The 16,329-nt window shown below is 46.4% G+C and carries 11 protein-coding genes and 1 pseudogene; 1 reads left to right on the top strand and 11 read right to left on the bottom strand.

The window, feature by feature from the left end:
• Window positions 1-68 precede the first annotated feature (68 nt).
• From nirD to BCT11_RS05840, 11 genes and pseudogenes are all read right to left on the bottom strand, one after another.
• On the bottom strand, window positions 69-404 hold the full coding sequence (gene nirD, locus BCT11_RS05895; RefSeq protein WP_102387592.1) for a nitrite reductase small subunit NirD: 336 nt from the start codon (window positions 402-404) through the stop codon (window positions 69-71).
• Window positions 405-2,925, bottom strand: a pseudogene (gene nirB, locus BCT11_RS05890) (nitrite reductase large subunit NirB).
• A gap of 10 nt (window positions 2,926-2,935) precedes the next feature.
• The gene (locus tag BCT11_RS05885) at window positions 2,936-3,772 is read right to left on the bottom strand and encodes an ABC transporter ATP-binding protein (protein ID WP_102387591.1); all 837 of its coding nucleotides are present in this window, start codon (window positions 3,770-3,772) and stop codon (window positions 2,936-2,938) included.
• Window positions 3,773-3,783: 11 nt separating this feature from the next.
• Entirely contained in the window at window positions 3,784-4,749 is a 966-nt protein-coding gene (locus BCT11_RS05880; RefSeq protein ID WP_102387582.1) for an ABC transporter permease, read from the bottom strand.
• Window positions 4,750-4,829: 80 nt separating this feature from the next.
• Window positions 4,830-6,194, bottom strand: a complete 1,365-nt coding sequence (locus BCT11_RS05875; RefSeq protein ID WP_102387581.1) for a CmpA/NrtA family ABC transporter substrate-binding protein — start codon at window positions 6,192-6,194, stop codon at window positions 4,830-4,832.
• Window positions 6,195-6,475: 281 nt separating this feature from the next.
• Window positions 6,476-7,057 carry an ANTAR domain-containing protein gene (locus BCT11_RS05865; protein WP_198593921.1) on the bottom strand — a complete coding sequence of 194 codons (582 nt, stop codon included), beginning with the start codon at window positions 7,055-7,057 and terminating at the stop codon, window positions 6,476-6,478.
• Between the two features lie 73 nt (window positions 7,058-7,130).
• On the bottom strand, window positions 7,131-8,048 hold the full coding sequence (locus tag BCT11_RS05860; RefSeq protein WP_005375880.1) for a dienelactone hydrolase family protein: 918 nt from the start codon (window positions 8,046-8,048) through the stop codon (window positions 7,131-7,133).
• Window positions 8,049-8,276: 228 nt separating this feature from the next.
• Window positions 8,277-9,230: a glycosyl transferase family protein gene (locus BCT11_RS05855; RefSeq protein ID WP_061034606.1), complete on the bottom strand. Its 954-nt coding sequence runs from the start codon at window positions 9,228-9,230 to the stop codon at window positions 8,277-8,279.
• The gene (gene cobA / locus BCT11_RS05850; RefSeq protein ID WP_102387579.1) at window positions 9,227-10,132 is read right to left on the bottom strand and encodes a uroporphyrinogen-III C-methyltransferase; all 906 of its coding nucleotides are present in this window, start codon (window positions 10,130-10,132) and stop codon (window positions 9,227-9,229) included. The genes BCT11_RS05855 and cobA overlap by 4 nt, the downstream gene beginning before the upstream one ends.
• 20 nt (window positions 10,133-10,152) lie before the next feature.
• The gene (locus BCT11_RS05845) at window positions 10,153-12,816 is read right to left on the bottom strand and encodes a nitrate reductase (protein ID WP_102387578.1); all 2,664 of its coding nucleotides are present in this window, start codon (window positions 12,814-12,816) and stop codon (window positions 10,153-10,155) included.
• Between the two features lie 289 nt (window positions 12,817-13,105).
• A complete protein-coding gene (locus BCT11_RS05840; protein ID WP_102387577.1) occupies window positions 13,106-13,540 on the bottom strand; it encodes an N-acetyltransferase in 435 nt (144 codons plus the stop codon).
• 363 nt (window positions 13,541-13,903) lie between these two features.
• Between BCT11_RS05840 and BCT11_RS05835 the strand changes: the two genes are divergently transcribed.
• Window positions 13,904-16,120 (top strand): EAL domain-containing protein, encoded by a 2,217-nt coding sequence (locus BCT11_RS05835; protein WP_102387576.1) that lies wholly within the window; start codon window positions 13,904-13,906, stop codon window positions 16,118-16,120.
• Window positions 16,121-16,329: the final 209 nt, after the last annotated feature.

Here is a 16,329-nt window from a genome sequence, read left to right as displayed (position 1 = left end):
GAGCTTTATTCGCTTGTCTCTTACGCTAGGAATTCATTGATACCTAGCAACCTAGTAATATTCGGAAATCATTCCTCGGCTAAGTAACAAACCTGATTGTCGTCGACCATTACTTGCCACGTTTTTAGACAGTGCGCTTCGTCTTCCAAACATTGCCCGCTCTTTAAGCTGAAATGCTGTTTGTACAGTGGTGACGCAACACACATCTCACCATCGATATCACCGACAATCCCTCGACTCATCACATAAGCGTTACCGATTGGGTCCCAATCTTGAACGGCGTAAACACCACTATCAGGAATGTAGAATAACGCGACATGCTCGCCTTCAATCAATACAGTGGCACCGATAAACGGCATTAAGTCATCAAGCTGACACAATTTCACTTTGGTTAAAGCTGCCATTTACACCTCCTGTTTCACGGGAATACGCTGACCGCGCACACGTTGGTACGGTAAGACTTTGCTGCCCGACGTGCTGTTCAAGAAAGGACGGAAGCGTTGCAATTTTTGAGGATTATCCAGCGTACTCTTCCACTCACATTGATAGGTATCTACGACGCGCGCCATTTGTTCATCCAAAGAATCACATAAATTCAGAGAGTCATCCAAAATCACTTGTTTAAGGTAATCTAGGCCCCCTTCCATGTTCTCCATCCACACCGACGTGCGCTGCAAGCGATCAGCGGTGCTGACGTAGAACATCAAAACTCGATCAATCATGGTGATCAACTCTGATTTGGATAGGTCGGATGCAAACAAATCCGCGTGTCTTGGTCTCATGCCGCCATTACCGCAAACGTATAGATTCCAGCCGTTTTCGGTGGCGATCACCCCAATGTCTTTACTTTGCGCTTCTGCACACTCGCGAGTACAGCCCGATACGGCAAACTTAAGCTTATGGGGCGCTCGCAATCCTTTGTAGCGGTTCTCTAGCTCAATGGCTAATCCAACTGAATCATCAACACCATAACGACACCAAGTAGAACCCACACAAGATTTCACGGTGCGGACCGACTTGCCGTAGGCGTGCCCTGTTTCAAAACCGGCATCAATTAAGGTTTGCCAGATTTCAGGAAGCTGTTCTAACTGCGCGCCAAATAAATCCACGCGCTGACCGCCAGTGATTTTGGTGTACAGATCGTATTGCTGAGCGACTTCGCCTAGCACGATAAGTTTGTCTGGCGTGATCTCACCGCCCGGAACACGAGGTACAATCGAGTAAGAACCATCTTTTTGCAGGTTTGCCATAAAGGCATCGTTAGAATCTTGCAGAGATTGATGCTGCAGCTCCATGATGTGTTCATTCCACAAAGAAGCAAACACAGATGCTGCTGTCGGCTTACAGATATCACACCCATGCCCTTTGCCATGCAGTGCAATTAAGGTGTCGAAGTCTTTGATTTGTTCCACTTGGCAAATATGGAACATCTCTTGTCGACTGAGCTCAAAGTGCTCACAAAGGTGGTTGTTGACCTCTACCCCCATGGCTGCCAGTTGAGTATCCAATACCGACTTCACCATATTGCTACACCCACCACAGCCAGTACCGGCTTTGGTGTTGGCTTTAAGGTCCGTCAGGTTGGTGGTGCCAGCTTGTATCTCGGCAACTAAGTCACCTTTTGTGACGTTGTGACAAGAACAGATAATGGCGTTGTCTGGCATCTCTCCATCTAGCATTCCAGTATCAAATAGCAGGTTCGCCGCGTGGTCTGGCAAGACTGTTTTGTTCAAATAACACTGTAAGAGCGCATCGTAATCGCTGTTATCACCGACGAGAATCGCACCAAGTAATTGGGTGCCGCTCGCATCAACCACCAGCTTTTTGTAGATGCCTGCAACCGCATCTTGCAATACCATTTCTTGTGCGCCTTCGGTCTGCATTTGTGCATCGCCGATAGACGCCACATCCACCCCAAGCAGCTTGAGCTTGGTACTCATGTCTGCGCCTTTAAAACCTTCGCTTGGCATACCAGTCAAGACATCGGCAGTGGTTCTCGCCATGGTGTAACCGGGTGCGACTAAACCAAAGATCTTCTGCTCCCAAAGAGCACATTCGCCAATCGCGTAAATATTCTCATCGCTGGTTTGGCATTGGTTGTTAATCACAATACCGCCTCGCTCGCCGACTTCTAGCTCAGCCATTTTTGCCAGCTCATCTTGAGGACGAATGCCTGCGGAGAAGACAATCACATCCACTTCGAGAGGATCTTTGTCTTTAAACACCATACGATGCTTAGCCGTTTCACCATCGCAGATTCGTTCCGTACCCGTTAAGGTATGAACGGTTAGCCCTAGTGCTTCAATCTTCTCTTTTAGCACTAAGCCAGCACCATCATCTAACTGTACGGGCATCAGGCGAGGTGCAAACTCAATGACGTGAGTTTCTAGCCCCAATAGTTTGAGTGCGTTTGCCGCTTCTAAACCCAACAAGCCACCGCCAATCACTGCGCCTGTTCTTGCGCCTTCACATGCCTTTTTGATTTGTGAAAGGTCATCAAGCGTGCGGTAGACAAACACGTTATCGCGGTCTTTACCTTCAATTGGCGGCACAAACGGGTAAGAACCAGTCGCGAGCACAAGTTGTGTCGTAACCCAGCACATCTTCACCATCAAGCAGAATGCGCTTTTGTTCTCTGTCGATGCCTGTTACTTGGCTGCCAAGTACGAGTTGGATGCCATGCATGTCGAACCATTCTTGATTACTCAGCATCAAATCATCATGAGACTTACCCGCAAACAAAGACGACAATTGCACACGGTCATACGCGATAAAGCGCTCTGCACCAATCACGGTAATTCGGTGCTCAATATGCGCGTTTTTCTGCACTAATTGCTCGACGAGGTGTTGCCCGACCATACCGTTGCCAACCACAACGATGTGGCTCAATGCGTTCTTAACTGGAATCGTTAAAGGACTGTTCATTGCTGCCTCCTTATGCCGTTTGCGCTGCGGTTTTGGGTTTGTCTTCTTTCGAAGCAGGAATCTCGACTTTGGATTGCTTCTCGTAAAGGAACTTCAGCACTGCTTGTCGACACTTCTGATACTGCGCATCATCCGCCAGTGCGACACGCTCACGAGGGCGAGGTAGATTCACTTCTAACACTTCACCAATAGTTGCCGCCGGTCCATTAGTCATCATCACGATTTTATCAGATAGCAACACCGCTTCATCCACATCGTGGGTAATCATGATGACAGTGTTGTTTAGCTCGGCTTGAATCTTCATCAGTGCATCCTGTAGGTGTGCACGTGTTAACGCATCCAACGCGCCAAATGGTTCATCCATCAGTAGAACCTTCGGTTGAAGTGCCAGTGCTCTGGCAATACCGACCCGCTGCTTCATACCGCCCGAGATTTCATCCGGCTTTTTGTGCGCGGCATGCTGCATTTGAATCAACTCCAAATAGTGATTCACTTCTTCCTGAATCCACGCTTTGCCCTTTTTGCCGGCAATTTGTTTTACTGCGAGCTCAACGTTTTGATACACGGTTAACCAAGGCAATAATGAATGGTTTTGGAACACCACTGCGCGGTCTGGTCCTGGTCCAGCTACTTCTCGTCCATCGACGATCACGCCGCCGTCTGTTGGCATGTGCAGCCCTGCGACTAAGTTCAATACCGTTGATTTACCGCAGCCAGAGTGGCCAATCAGCGATACAAACTCACCTTTATTGATTTGTAAATCAACGTTCTTAAGCGCGATGAACTCGCCATCTGGCGTTGGGAATCGCATCCCTAAACGCGTTAGATCTAATAATGCTTTTTCCATGATCTTTTCCCTTATCTCAACGCTTGTTGTTTATTCCAAGACAGCCACTTTTGAAGTTGCAGCATGCCTCTATCGAGCATCAAACCGATAAAACCAATGGTGATGACTGCCACCATGATGCGCCCCAATGATGCTGAACTGCCGTTCTGGAACTCATCCCAAACGAACTTGCCTAACCCTGGGTTCTGAGCGAGCATTTCTGCCGCAATCAACACCATCCAAGCGATACCTAAAGAGAGACGTAAACCTGTGAAGATCATTGGAATGGCAGAAGGTAAAACGATGGTGCGAATGTGCTGCCACCACGAAAGTTGGAGCACTTTGCTCACGTTGATTAAGTCTTTATCAACGCTTGTTACACCCACAGCGGTGTTAATCAGCGTCGGCCATAAGCTACACAGCGCCACAGTGATCAGAGAGTTAATGAACGACTTAGCAAACATCGGGTCATCACTCACATAAGTGGCACTCACCACCATAGTGACGATAGGCAGCCAAGCCAAAGGTGATACGGGCTTGAGCAATTGAATGATTGGGTTGAACGCTTGATACAGCCCTTGATTCAGACCAAGCACGATGCCAAGCGGAATCGCGATAATCGTCGCCAACAAAAAGCCCGCAGTTACAGTCACTAAGCTTGTTATGATTTGGTCGAAGAATGTCGGTTTACCTGTGTAAGGACGAATCTTCACTTCCGCGTCTGGATTCTTGGCTAACTTCGCAGCATTGCGCTTTTCCTGACGCTCGATAAACGCTTGTTCCTTTTCTCGCTCTTGCCAATGGTCATCGACAAGGTTGCTAAACTGCTGAAAAGTTTGCACTGGTCCCGGTAGCGTACCTAATGAAGTTTGCACTTCTCTCGCCGCTAAGTGCCACATTGCCAAAAAGATCAGCAAACCAATGGCGGGCAAAAGCACCAACCGACTTCGGTTCACTACCTGCTTAGCAGGAAAAAGGGAAATGACATTACTAGACATACTCACTCCTAAGAAATTTACATCCTTGTTATTGCGGGCAGACTCACCTGCCCGCTGTATTTTTTGTAGGACGGCTAACCCTAAACTTTGTCTTTTCCTTTAAGCCCGATAGAGAACTTCTCTAGATATTTATTTGGCTCGCGACCGTCATAAACGATGTTGTCGATAAAGTGTGTTTGTGGCGTACGAAAACCATCTTCAGCACTGAAATCTGGGAAGTCTTTTTTGCTCAACACACCATCTTCAATCAGTGCTTGAGCCGCTTGTTGGTAGATATCTGGACGGTAAACCTCTTTCGCCACATCCATGTACCAATCATCGGATTTCTCGCTTGAGATTTGCCCCCAGCGGCGCATTTGGGTCAGATACCAAATCGCATCGCTGTAATACGGATAAGTGGCGTTATGACGGAAGAACACGTTGAAATCTGGCACGTCTCGTTTGTCGCCTTTCTCGTATTCAAATGTACCGGTCATTGAGTTGGCGATAACTTCGGCATCGGCTCCAACGTACTCGCTTTTTGATAACATCTTCACTGCTTCTTGGCGGTTGGCGTTGTCATTTTCATCCAACCAATGTGCCGCTCGAATCAAGGCTTTCACTACGCGAATGTGCGTGTTTGGATACTTCTCAGCCCAAGCTTTGGAAACACCAAATACTTTCTCTGGATTGTTCTTCCAGATCTCGTAATCGGTCACGACTGGCGTACCAATGCCTTTGAATACAGCTTGTTGGTTCCATGGTTCGCCTACGCAGTACCCTTTGATCGTGCCCGCTTCCATTGTGGCTGGCATTTGTGGTGGCGGTGTAACACTCAAAAGAACGTCAGCATCCAACTGGCCACTGTTATCGCCTGAGTCTGGTGCGTAAAAGCCTGGATGAATCCCACCTGCCGCTAACCAGTATCGCAACTCATAGTTGTGCGTCGATACAGGGAACACCATCCCCATGTTGAACGGTTTGCCTTTATCCAGATAGCTGTCGACCACAGGCTTCAGTGCATCCGCTTTGATTGGGTGAACTGGCTTGCCATCTGGTTGCTTTGGAATGTATTGCTTCATTTGCTCCCAAGTATCATTGGAAACCGTGATTGCATTGCCGTTCAAATCCATACTGAACGCAGTAATCACTTCTGCTTTTGTGCCAACACCAATCGTCGCGCCTAGTGGCTGACCAGCCAGCATGTGCGCGCCAGCAAGCTCACCATCGATGACTCGGTCTAAAAGCACCTTCCAGTTTGCTTGCGCTTCTAAAGTGACGTACAAGCCTTCGTCTTCAAAAAAGCCTTTCTCATAAGCAACCGCCAGCGGTGCCATATCGGTTAACTTAATAAAACCAAACTTCAGGTCTTCAATTTCTGGCTCACCCAACTCTGCCTTTACGCTGACCGTGGTGAATACCGATAACGAAATTGCTGACACTTTCAGCATCGAACTCCATTTCATTGGTTTGCTCCCATAAAAAAAGCGCCACTACTCCGAAGAGCAGTAGCGCCGTTGCTAAGTCTACAATTACCGCCGTTGATAATTGAGATAAGCGATTCAACAATAAACCCAATTCTAACTTTTTCACTATTAAGATAATCAATTACTGTGCCAACTTATTTTTCACAGTAAATACAATAAATTAGTATATTCCGCAGTTCGTTATCACCCGTTATTGCTTGCTGATAGTGCAACACGCACCACGTTAGAAAGTGCACCCTAACCCCAAAGTAGTAGAGCAACTAATCCAACACCTCCAAAGTTGTTATCAAATTCTTGGCAACTTGTGCGAGCGTTTGGCTTGATTGCATGGCTGAATTTCTAAGCGCTTTATAAGCCTGTTCTTCATCAACGCTGTGCATCTTCATCAGCAGACCTTTGGCTTTTTCCACCAGCTTGCGCTCTTCGATCTTATGGGTAAGCGATTCAATTTCCGATTGCATACTTTCGAATTTCGCTCTCACTAATGTCGCATGCTCAATCCAAGGTTGAAGTGCAAATTCACTATCGTGCGGCATGAGCACATAGTCCATTTTTTCTGATAACCGATTGATATCATTGGATGATAACTGCTTTAAAACAATAAGAAGTGGTGCCGATTTTCTGCGGCAGAAATCGACGATCAAACGCAGTTCCGCGGTTGGTTGCTGCCATCCAACCACAACGCTTGTCGACGGTTCTCGTTGCATTAACGTTTCTAGTTGTGCCAATTGGCAGCCGATGATGTTGTCGTAATCTTTGCTCAATAAGCCGGACAATCGAGCCTGCTCTTGGAGGCTATCACAACATACTATGATGGGTGTTTTTGACGTTGATTGAGTCATGCACATTCCTTGTTTATATCTCTCTCACTAAGAGAGACATAACAAGGTATGTGCCAACTAAAGTAGACGCGTTTTAACTAGAGGCGAGATGTTCTTTGAAGAAGCCGAGTGTGCGCTCCCAAGCGAGTGCTGCTTCTTCCGGTGCGTAGCGTGCTGTTGAGTCGTTATGGAAGCCGTGGTTGACGTTCTCATACATTAACGCTTGATACTGTGCGTCGGTTGCGATCAATTGCTGCTCATAAGCAGGCCATGTGTCGTTAACACGCTTATCGAGCCCTGCAAAGTGAATCATCAACGGTCCTTTGACTTGCTTTTGGATCTCTTGCGCAGCTGGTGTTCCATAAAAAGGCACACCTGCATCGAGCTCTTCTGGCATTACCGCTGCAAGCATGTTGACTATGTATCCACCGAAGCAGAATCCAACCGCGCCCAATTTACCGTTGCCACCCTCGTATTGTTTGAGGAAGTTAGCGGCTGCAATAAAGTCTTGTTCAATCTTGGCTCTGTCCATCTCTTTCTGCATGGCGCGACCTTCATCGTCGTTCCCCGGATAGCCGCCGAGTGGATAAAGCGCGTCTGGAGCGAAAGCAATAAAGCCGTCCTTTGCAAGTCGTCTTGCGACATCTTTGATATAAGGGTTCAGACCTCGGTTTTCATGAATCACCAACACGGTCGGCGATTTCAAGGTCTTCTTCTGTGGCATCACCAAATAACCACGCCCTTCTCCATGCCCATTTGGAGATGGAAAGGTTTCGTAAGTTGCTTTGATGTCAGGATCGTTAAATGAAACTTGTTCTGCGAGTGCGTAATTCGGGGTTAACGCATCGACCAGTGCTGTCATGCTAAAGCCAAGCACAGCAAGGCCACCCAGCCTATTTAGAAACTCACGGCGCGTGATTTTTCCGTGGGCGTATTCATCGTACCAATCGAAGGCTTCTTGCGGGATCGGATGAGAAGCCTTTTCACTAGGAGTGGTATGCTTTAGAACCATTATCCATGTCCTCTGTGTCTTACCATATGGGAATTTCTCATTCTCAAAAGCGCAGCGAGAAACGAACGCTATCGAGGCTAAAACTGCGGTTTCACCACTCTGATACGGAGCAAGGTGGTGAACACATCATTGGCGAGCTAGGATCTTTTACCTTCTTCAAACAATAGATAATGGATTCAGATTCAACAACTTTGCGTCGTTGGTTTTACACTAATTGACAATAGTGCGTTATTGTTGGCCGCAATAGGCTTGCCAGTAAGAGAAAGCGCGTTCGAATGCTTTTTCTCTGTCGTGCATTTGTGCAAACAAGACCACTGTCATGGTAGCGAGAACCGTATTTGCCATTTGGTTCATGTCGTCTTCTGACGTCCCAAACGGGCAGTTCGCAGGCATTGGCACCTCAGACAGCATTTGCTCCGTCCAGTAGTGCGATGTCACGCCGCTTGTTTGGCTTAACCATACGGTTTGACTTACTTTCGGGTTGTATTCTGACTCACCCGATTGTCCTTTGAATGACACAACGGCGTGAGCGGTTTGACCAATCTCGTATTCGACTTCAGCATGAAGTTGTTGGAACCCAGGATGGAAGCTACCACGAATACCAACCGTCGCCTGCCCCGGATTCAATGCTCGAACCACGGTATTAATCGGCGTTCTAAGCCCATAACGATTCTTCCAACCGATCATGGTTTCTGCTTGAGGAGCAAACGCACTCAGCGGTAGATACACAATGTTTTGTGTTTCTAACACACGCTTTGCTTCTTCTGCTGATTCCGCTTTCGTAATAGCAAATTTGTCGAGGTAGTCTTCAGCGTGTAAACGACCAGATTGACGGTCGTGATAGCCGTGCATCAGCACTTTATGGCCATTATCGGCAAGGATCTTCGCTGCCAACAGATGCCAAGGCTGACCTGCCGCTTCACGTTTGCCTGCATAACATGGCCAATCAATATCTGCACCAATAGCTGGCATGCGGGATTGGAATGCTTTCACAAAGCCAGCGATTTCTTGTTGAGTCTCGTTCTGTACGCGGATCAGCATCAACAGCATTGCCATCTGATCGTCGTCGCACTCACCGTTTAGGTATTCATCCATAACTCGAAACGCTTGGTCAAAGCTCAGTGGTTTTCTACCACGTTCGCCACGACCGACTGTTCTAATACATTCCAAAATGCTGCTCATATTCCCTCGTATTCCGTCACTGACTGTACGGTTTCTATTAGTTGTTCGCGCAGTTTGACAACTTCTCCCATCACAATCAATGCTGGGCTCACGCCTTTAAGTGTAATCGATAAATCATTGAGCTGATTGAGTTGGGTAACATGAACTTGTTGCTGAGGGCTGCAACCATGAGTGATGATCGCGACTGGGAAATCTGCTCTCAAACCGGAATTGATTAAACCCGTTTGTATTTGCGATGACTTTTCTAACCCCATATAGAAGACTAACGTTTGTCCGCTTTGCATCAGTTGGCTCCACGCTTCAAATGCACCTGTTACCACTTGCCCCGTAACAAAGGTAACACTGCGAGCAACGCCACGATGAGTCAGCGGAATCAAGCTGTTTGCTGAACATCCAATCGCAGCAGTAATACCGGGGATGACTTCGTAAGCGATTGAGTGTTTGACGAGTGCTAATGCCTCTTCACCTCCACGGCCAAATACGAATGGGTCTCCCCCTTTTAAGCGCACAACTCGCTTTCCTTGCTGAGCGAGCGACACCATCAAATCACAGATTTCTTCCTGACCAATACTAGGTTGTCCGCATCGTTTGCCCACGTAAATCCAATCGGCTTGTGGCGAAGCCAACTCCAAAATATCTTTGTTAACCAAACGGTCGTACAGCAGAACCTCTGCCGACATAATCGCTTTTACAGCCTTTACCGTTAACAAGTCAGGATCGTGCGGCCCTGCTCCGACAATCGAGACAAAACCTTTGTGGTTCGCATCTAGATCTGTGGAGTGATTTTCTAAAAGTTGGTTCAGTTTGCTTGCTTGATCATGCTTAGAAAAGCGAGACGAGCGTTCTTGTTTCTGACTCGCTTGTCCTTTCTTAAACCAAGACTTTTGATAAGGCGCTTCCATGTGCTTATCCTCTTTAAGACTTACTTTATTTGAATAGCCAAACTTTGCTGATTCGCTTGCGGTTTGCCCTTTTGATGCTGATGGCTGTCGAGCATTTGTTTGATTTGAGAGACGCACGAACCACAGTTAGTACCGCATTTGAGTTTGTTTTGAAGTTGAGTCAGTGACGTGCAGTCTTGTTTCTCCATCGCGTCATGTATTTGTTTATCAGTAACACGGAAACAACTACAAACCAGTTTGGCACTGCTTTGCGATTGAGTGATGGTAAGCAGTTGCGATAGCTCCATCGGTTTGCCAATCAAGCCGGTAAAGTTGGTGTAGTCGGTTTGAATCGGTTCACTAGACACCACCAAAACAGAGCGAATGATACGAACGTCTCCAACAAGGTCGTAATCCACCGCTAGCCAACCTTGGGCAATATCTATCGTAATTCTGCGGCTCTTTTCCGTTCGACAAAAACTCTGCTTCTTTGGTCTCTTATCGTGTGCAAAGCGCCAAATGCCCAAATTGCTTTCTGCTTGAAATGCGCTGTAGAGAAACTTGCCGGAATCAAACTGCGTACCGATGAACATACCGTAGGTTTTGACCGCTGCGTCTTGCACTTCAACATAAGATGACTTAAACGCAGGCTGCCCGGAAATAGGGTCTTTTGCGCTGTTTACTATCGCGTTAACACTACTTTCACCGCCATATCGACCCGCCCAGTGCATTGACATAAACAGCTCCTGAAAACCCAAACCCTCATCAATGGCAACTTTGGCATAAATACCAGTGTTTGAAGCAGGCTGAAACAGCTTGGTGAGTTGTCCTGCTTTTAAGCGGTTTTGAGTAGCAGAGAGTGTGTTCATGTACACGGTTGGTTCTAACTCAGAGGCGGCAAGGTGTACGATATGCCCTGTGCGCGTCATGGTATGCCATTGGTCGCGTTGCCTGCCCGTATTGAGCCACCAGCTTTTTGTTCTCTCTAAACGCGTTGGAGATTCACTGGTCACGACAAAACGCGCTTTACCATCTGGGTGCGAATAGACGTCATCAGCAAAAGGACGCTCTCCTCCCCATTGTGTTGGCACCCACTCTTCGTATTCTTGTTCGGTTAAGTTGGCGTATTGAGAAAGATCTAGCTTCAATGGCGAATCTGCATTCATGCCTGTCATCGCCGCATATTCCCTGAATACCGCCCGCTCAGAAGTAAACGCAAAACCATTTTGTGTCTTTTCCAATGCGCACAGAGCTTGTCCGACTTGGCTTATCGCCCACCAATCTGATTTTGCTTCACCCGGAGGTGTTTGAAACTGGCGCTGCCTTGAAAGTCGACGCTCAGAGTTGGTCACCATGCCTTGTTTCTCCCCCCAGCCAGCGGCGGGCAGCAACAGGTCCGCGTAATGCGCTACATCCGAATCCGCTGTGATATCGGAAACAATCACAAACGGACAAATCTCTAGTGCACGTTTTACCAATTGGTTATCTGGTAAAGAGACAACGGGGTTGGTTGCCATGATCCACAGAACTTTAATCTCACCACGTTCTACCGCCTCAAACAGTTCAACGGCTTTTAAACCGGGCTGAGTGGCAATTTCTGGCGAATCCCAAAACGCCTGCACTTGCTTGATAGACTCTGCGTCAAAAGCGCGATGAACCGCTAATTGATTTGCCAAACCACCGACTTCTCGTCCGCCCATCGCATTCGGCTGACCTGTAATAGAAAACGGCCCGCAACCTGACTTGGCAATTTTGCCTTGCGCCAAGTGTGCATTAATAATGGCATTGCCTTTATCAACACCATTTTCGGCTTGGTTAACCCCTTGGCAAAACAGCGTGATTGCGGTTGGGCTTTGTGCGAACCATTGGAAGAATGTCGTGAGTTTTTCTTCTGAAATGCCAATGGAAGACGTTAAATTAGTGACATCGTAACGCAAATCAGAAACTTCTTCTGCAAGCGCATCAAACCCGTCGGTATGGGAATTTATGTATTGAGAATCAAACCATTGCTGCTCAATAAGAAACTTAAGCAGCCCATTAAAAAGTGATACATCCCCATCATTTTTAATCGGTAGATGCAAATCGGCTTGCTGCGCTGTGACCGTTTCACGCGGGTCAATGACCACCAGCTTGAGATTAGGATTGTTCTCTCTCGCTTGTTGAATACGTCGGAATAAAACAGGGTGCGTCCAAGCAGTATTCGCACCGCAGATGACCAACAGCTCGGTATTATCAATGTCGTCGTAATTGACGGGAACGACATCTTCGCCAAATGCTCGTACATGAGCCGCAACCGCCGAAGACATACACAAACGCGAGTTAGTATCGATGTTAGCGCTGCCAACATAGCCTTTCATGAGTTTGTTGGCGACGTAATAGTCTTCCGTCAACAACTGGCCTGACACGTACATCGCGACGGAATCCGGTCCAAACTCTGCTTTCGCTTGATGAATCTTTTCTGCAATCAGATCCGTGGCTTGTTGCCATTGTACTTCTTGCCCTTGAGGTCGCTGCTTGGTGACAAGCTTTGGATACAGCAAGCGCGAAGGCATATTCAAGCTCTCTGCCAACGCGACGCCCTTTACGCACAGTGATCCCGCATTTGCAGGATGACACGCATCCCCAACGATTCCTTTCGCATTAACCTCGACACCACATCCAACACCACAATAGGGACAAGTGGTTTTTTTGCATCCTTGCGACATTCCGCCCCCTGATTCTTTCCTTAGAATGACGAGCTACAAGCGAAAAAAAACCTCTCCCGAAACGAGAGAGGCTGCATTGCCTATAAAAGCTCAAAAAGTAATACCCTATCCGCTTAACCGCCTGCTAAGGGAAAGCGGCGCATCGAGTTAACGATGAACATAATCTAAATAGCAAACTCGATGCCAATTTTATATTGCACTATATTTCAATAACTTAACAAAATAAGCTTTCACTTTATCTTTGGCAATGCACTGATTAGGTGCGAGTTTGAATCACAGAAGTGCAAGATTAACGGGCTAGTACCATGACCAATCTCGGTTCTCCATCACCGAAATAATCTTCTTCTTTTTCCAGAACCTTAAAACCTAACGAAGTGTACAACTTGTAAGCCGGCATATTGTTTGGGTCGACAGTTAACTTAATAACAGAACCGGAACTTGCTTTTGAGATTACATTCTCCACAAGCGAACGAGCAATCCCCTTTCCTCGATGCTGACTATCTACCGCAAGTGACAAAATCCAATGGGTGTTTTGTTCATCACTTTGTGCCATCAATACATAGCCTGTGACTTGCTCGCTTTGCTTGGAAACTACCAACCCCTGTTGCCAGCAATCAAATGCTTGTCTGAAGAAGAATCTTGGGTATGCATGATGCCCAAACAGCTTATGCTCAAGCTCGTATAGTGTAACTAAATCTTGTTTTTCTGCTGAGGTGATCTTCATAACAACTCACTCCTTCGGGACACATTAAGCAATATCTAAAGCCCCATTTCGATAAACTCCAATTATTTCAGTCAGATTCTAGTGCTTTACCAACTTTAGGCAAAGGTTGATTTTTCAAACAAAGAATCGTGTTCATGAGCACTCTTTCATATTAACGGAACGTCGTACCAGTTTTTATTTGATTGTTGGCTGTTTTTTGTAGAATAATCGCCGCTCTTATATACAAAAATAATAAAAACGATAAGGGCTAACCCGCCCACCATGAGCAACTGCACTCACCTTGCTAGGCGAATCATTATAAAAAATGAAGCATCCGTGCTTAAACGGATGCTTCCATTACGCTGTCAAAATTAGAGTTAAATAATGTCGATGTCTGGATTCGAGCAATCACCCCTGTTGCTCGATTATAAAAATAAAAAGTGGTGGCAGTTTTTAGGCATTCAAATCCTAATATTTTGCGCAATACAAGTAAGTTATAGCCTCTCCAACTTTTACGTGATAGCACAGGATCGTGTCCACGTACTCTCTTTTACGGCCGCTTTCGTTGTAACAGTCATACTCCGATACAGTTGGCGCGTATTGCCAACAATCATTGCTGGGTTACTTTTCTACTATGGGTGCTTTTCCAAACGTCCGTGGGAAATGGCTTTGCTATTTTCTGTGTTGCTACCCGCATTACCGCTGTTGTTTTGTCACCTCTACCGATCCGCATTAAAACGCGTTGCGGCGTATAACTTCACCTTAAAGCTCAGTTATTATGCGGTATTAATCGGCATTCTCTATCCTATTGCAAACACTGCTCTACTCATGCTGATTAGTGCCTTTTTAAGTGACGTGACAAATCTCTCTTTTGAGTTTATCGCTTACTCTGTTTTGAGCGCGATTTTGACACAAATGGTACTAACTCCTCTGTTGAGCCTTGGTTTAAGCTATGTCCTTGATGGAGAAAATGCACCGTATATTAAGCTCGATCGTGCAATGATGGCGGCCTACTCTGATCCATTACACTATCGCTTATGGTTGATGGTATGTGCGCTATTTTTGGTCGCCAGCATATCCACACAAAATCCGTTAACTCTGAATACACTTAGCTTGATGCTGCTGTGTTTGGTCGGCATGGGACTCGGAAAGTTTGGCTTACTACGTCCAATGCTGATTGGCGCTGCAACATTGCTCGTTTGTGTCGAGAGCATCATCAGCCGCTACAACCTAGGTTTCATATCACGCGAACAAGTTTATGCGATGTTGCTGGTTTTGTTTGTACTGACCATGCTCACTTTTATGCTTGGTGCTCATACAATAAAGAACTATGTCACGACACGTAATGCGATTCGAAAAGAACGCATCGATAGCTTTACGGGGTTATACAATCTCGCGCAACTAAAAGAAGATGTCGCAACGCAAACTCACGCGACATTGATCTACATCGATCTTGAACCAACCTTATCTAAACTTCATGGATTAGGACACCAAGGTCGAGCACAGTTAATGAAACAACTTAGCCAATACCTCGCGTATAAAACTGACCACCTAACTCGAGCTTATCTGCCGCCATTCGCTAGCGGTTTACTTTGTTTTGCACCACGCTTGCCAAACATGGAAGCTGAGTTAAACAAACTCATTGGGCTGTTAGACCGTTTTTATTTTTACTTCGACGACAGCGCGGTAAGCCTTGTAAAACGTACCATCCAGTGTGCTTCCATCTACGGAAACCACAATCTTGATCCTTTGATCTCCAAGTTGTGCGAGCAACAAGGTCGCGACACCGCATGCGTGAACTGGGTAACACACAATCAAGAAGAAAATAAGACACTTAACCAATTGAGCTTCATCCAACAGTGCTTTCGCGAAAACGAATTTGAGCTCTATTGTCAGCCTTATCGAGCGCTATCGGATAACGCTCAAAATGCCCACTTTGAGATTTTGCTGCGCCTTAAACCCAAACAGGGTGAACTTATGTCTCCGGCCGAATTTTTCCCTTTGATCAACGAATTCGGGTTAGAAAGAGAGCTAGATAAATGGGTAATCGAACACACTTTCAAAGCGCTAAAAAACCATATTGAAGATTGGGACTCGATCGGGCGATGTGCCATCAACCTGACCGCCAAAGCACTGAATTCACAGGGTTTAGCGGAAGACATTCAAACCGAAGCGAATCTACACCAGATTCCGATGAATAAACTGTGTTTTGAAATTACCGAATCGGACGCCCTTCGTAATGAACCGATCGCGATTCAAAATTTAAACAGACTTCGGGAAGGAGGTTCCACCATCGCACTGGATGATTTTGGCACCGGTTATGCGAGCTTCGATTATTTGCGTCGCCTTCCCCTTGACGTGCTGAAGGTGGACGGCTCATTCGTGAAAAACATTGTCGACAGTGAAAATGACAGAATAATCGTCCAAGCCATCAGCCAAGTCGCCAGCAGCATGCAGTTAGTCACGGTTGCCGAGTTTGTCGAATCAGAAGATCATATCGACACACTGAAAGCGCTAAATATCCAGTTTGCTCAAGGGTTTGGGGTAGCAAGACCACTGCCGCTTTCGGAACACCTTACAATGTTATCGAACAAAGCTTAACCGCAACATCTAAAACCATAAAATCTTAATATTTCGCGATATAATTTCAATTTATAAACACCGAACTGAAACTATATATCGCTTTTTTCAATTTTACATGGTTCGATAGTTTACACCTTTGCCTCTTCACTAGCATGATTCACCATCACCTCCATGTGATAACAATCACTAAAACAGTTAACATCCGCGCGATTATTATTTTTATAAAG

The organism is Vibrio sp. 10N.222.52.B12 (genome assembly GCF_002875385.1).
GTDB classification, from domain to species: Bacteria; Pseudomonadota; Gammaproteobacteria; order Enterobacterales; family Vibrionaceae; genus Vibrio; species Vibrio jasicida.
The sequence above is the reverse complement of the archived record's forward strand: the minus strand, read 5'-3'. Positions and strand labels throughout refer to the sequence as shown.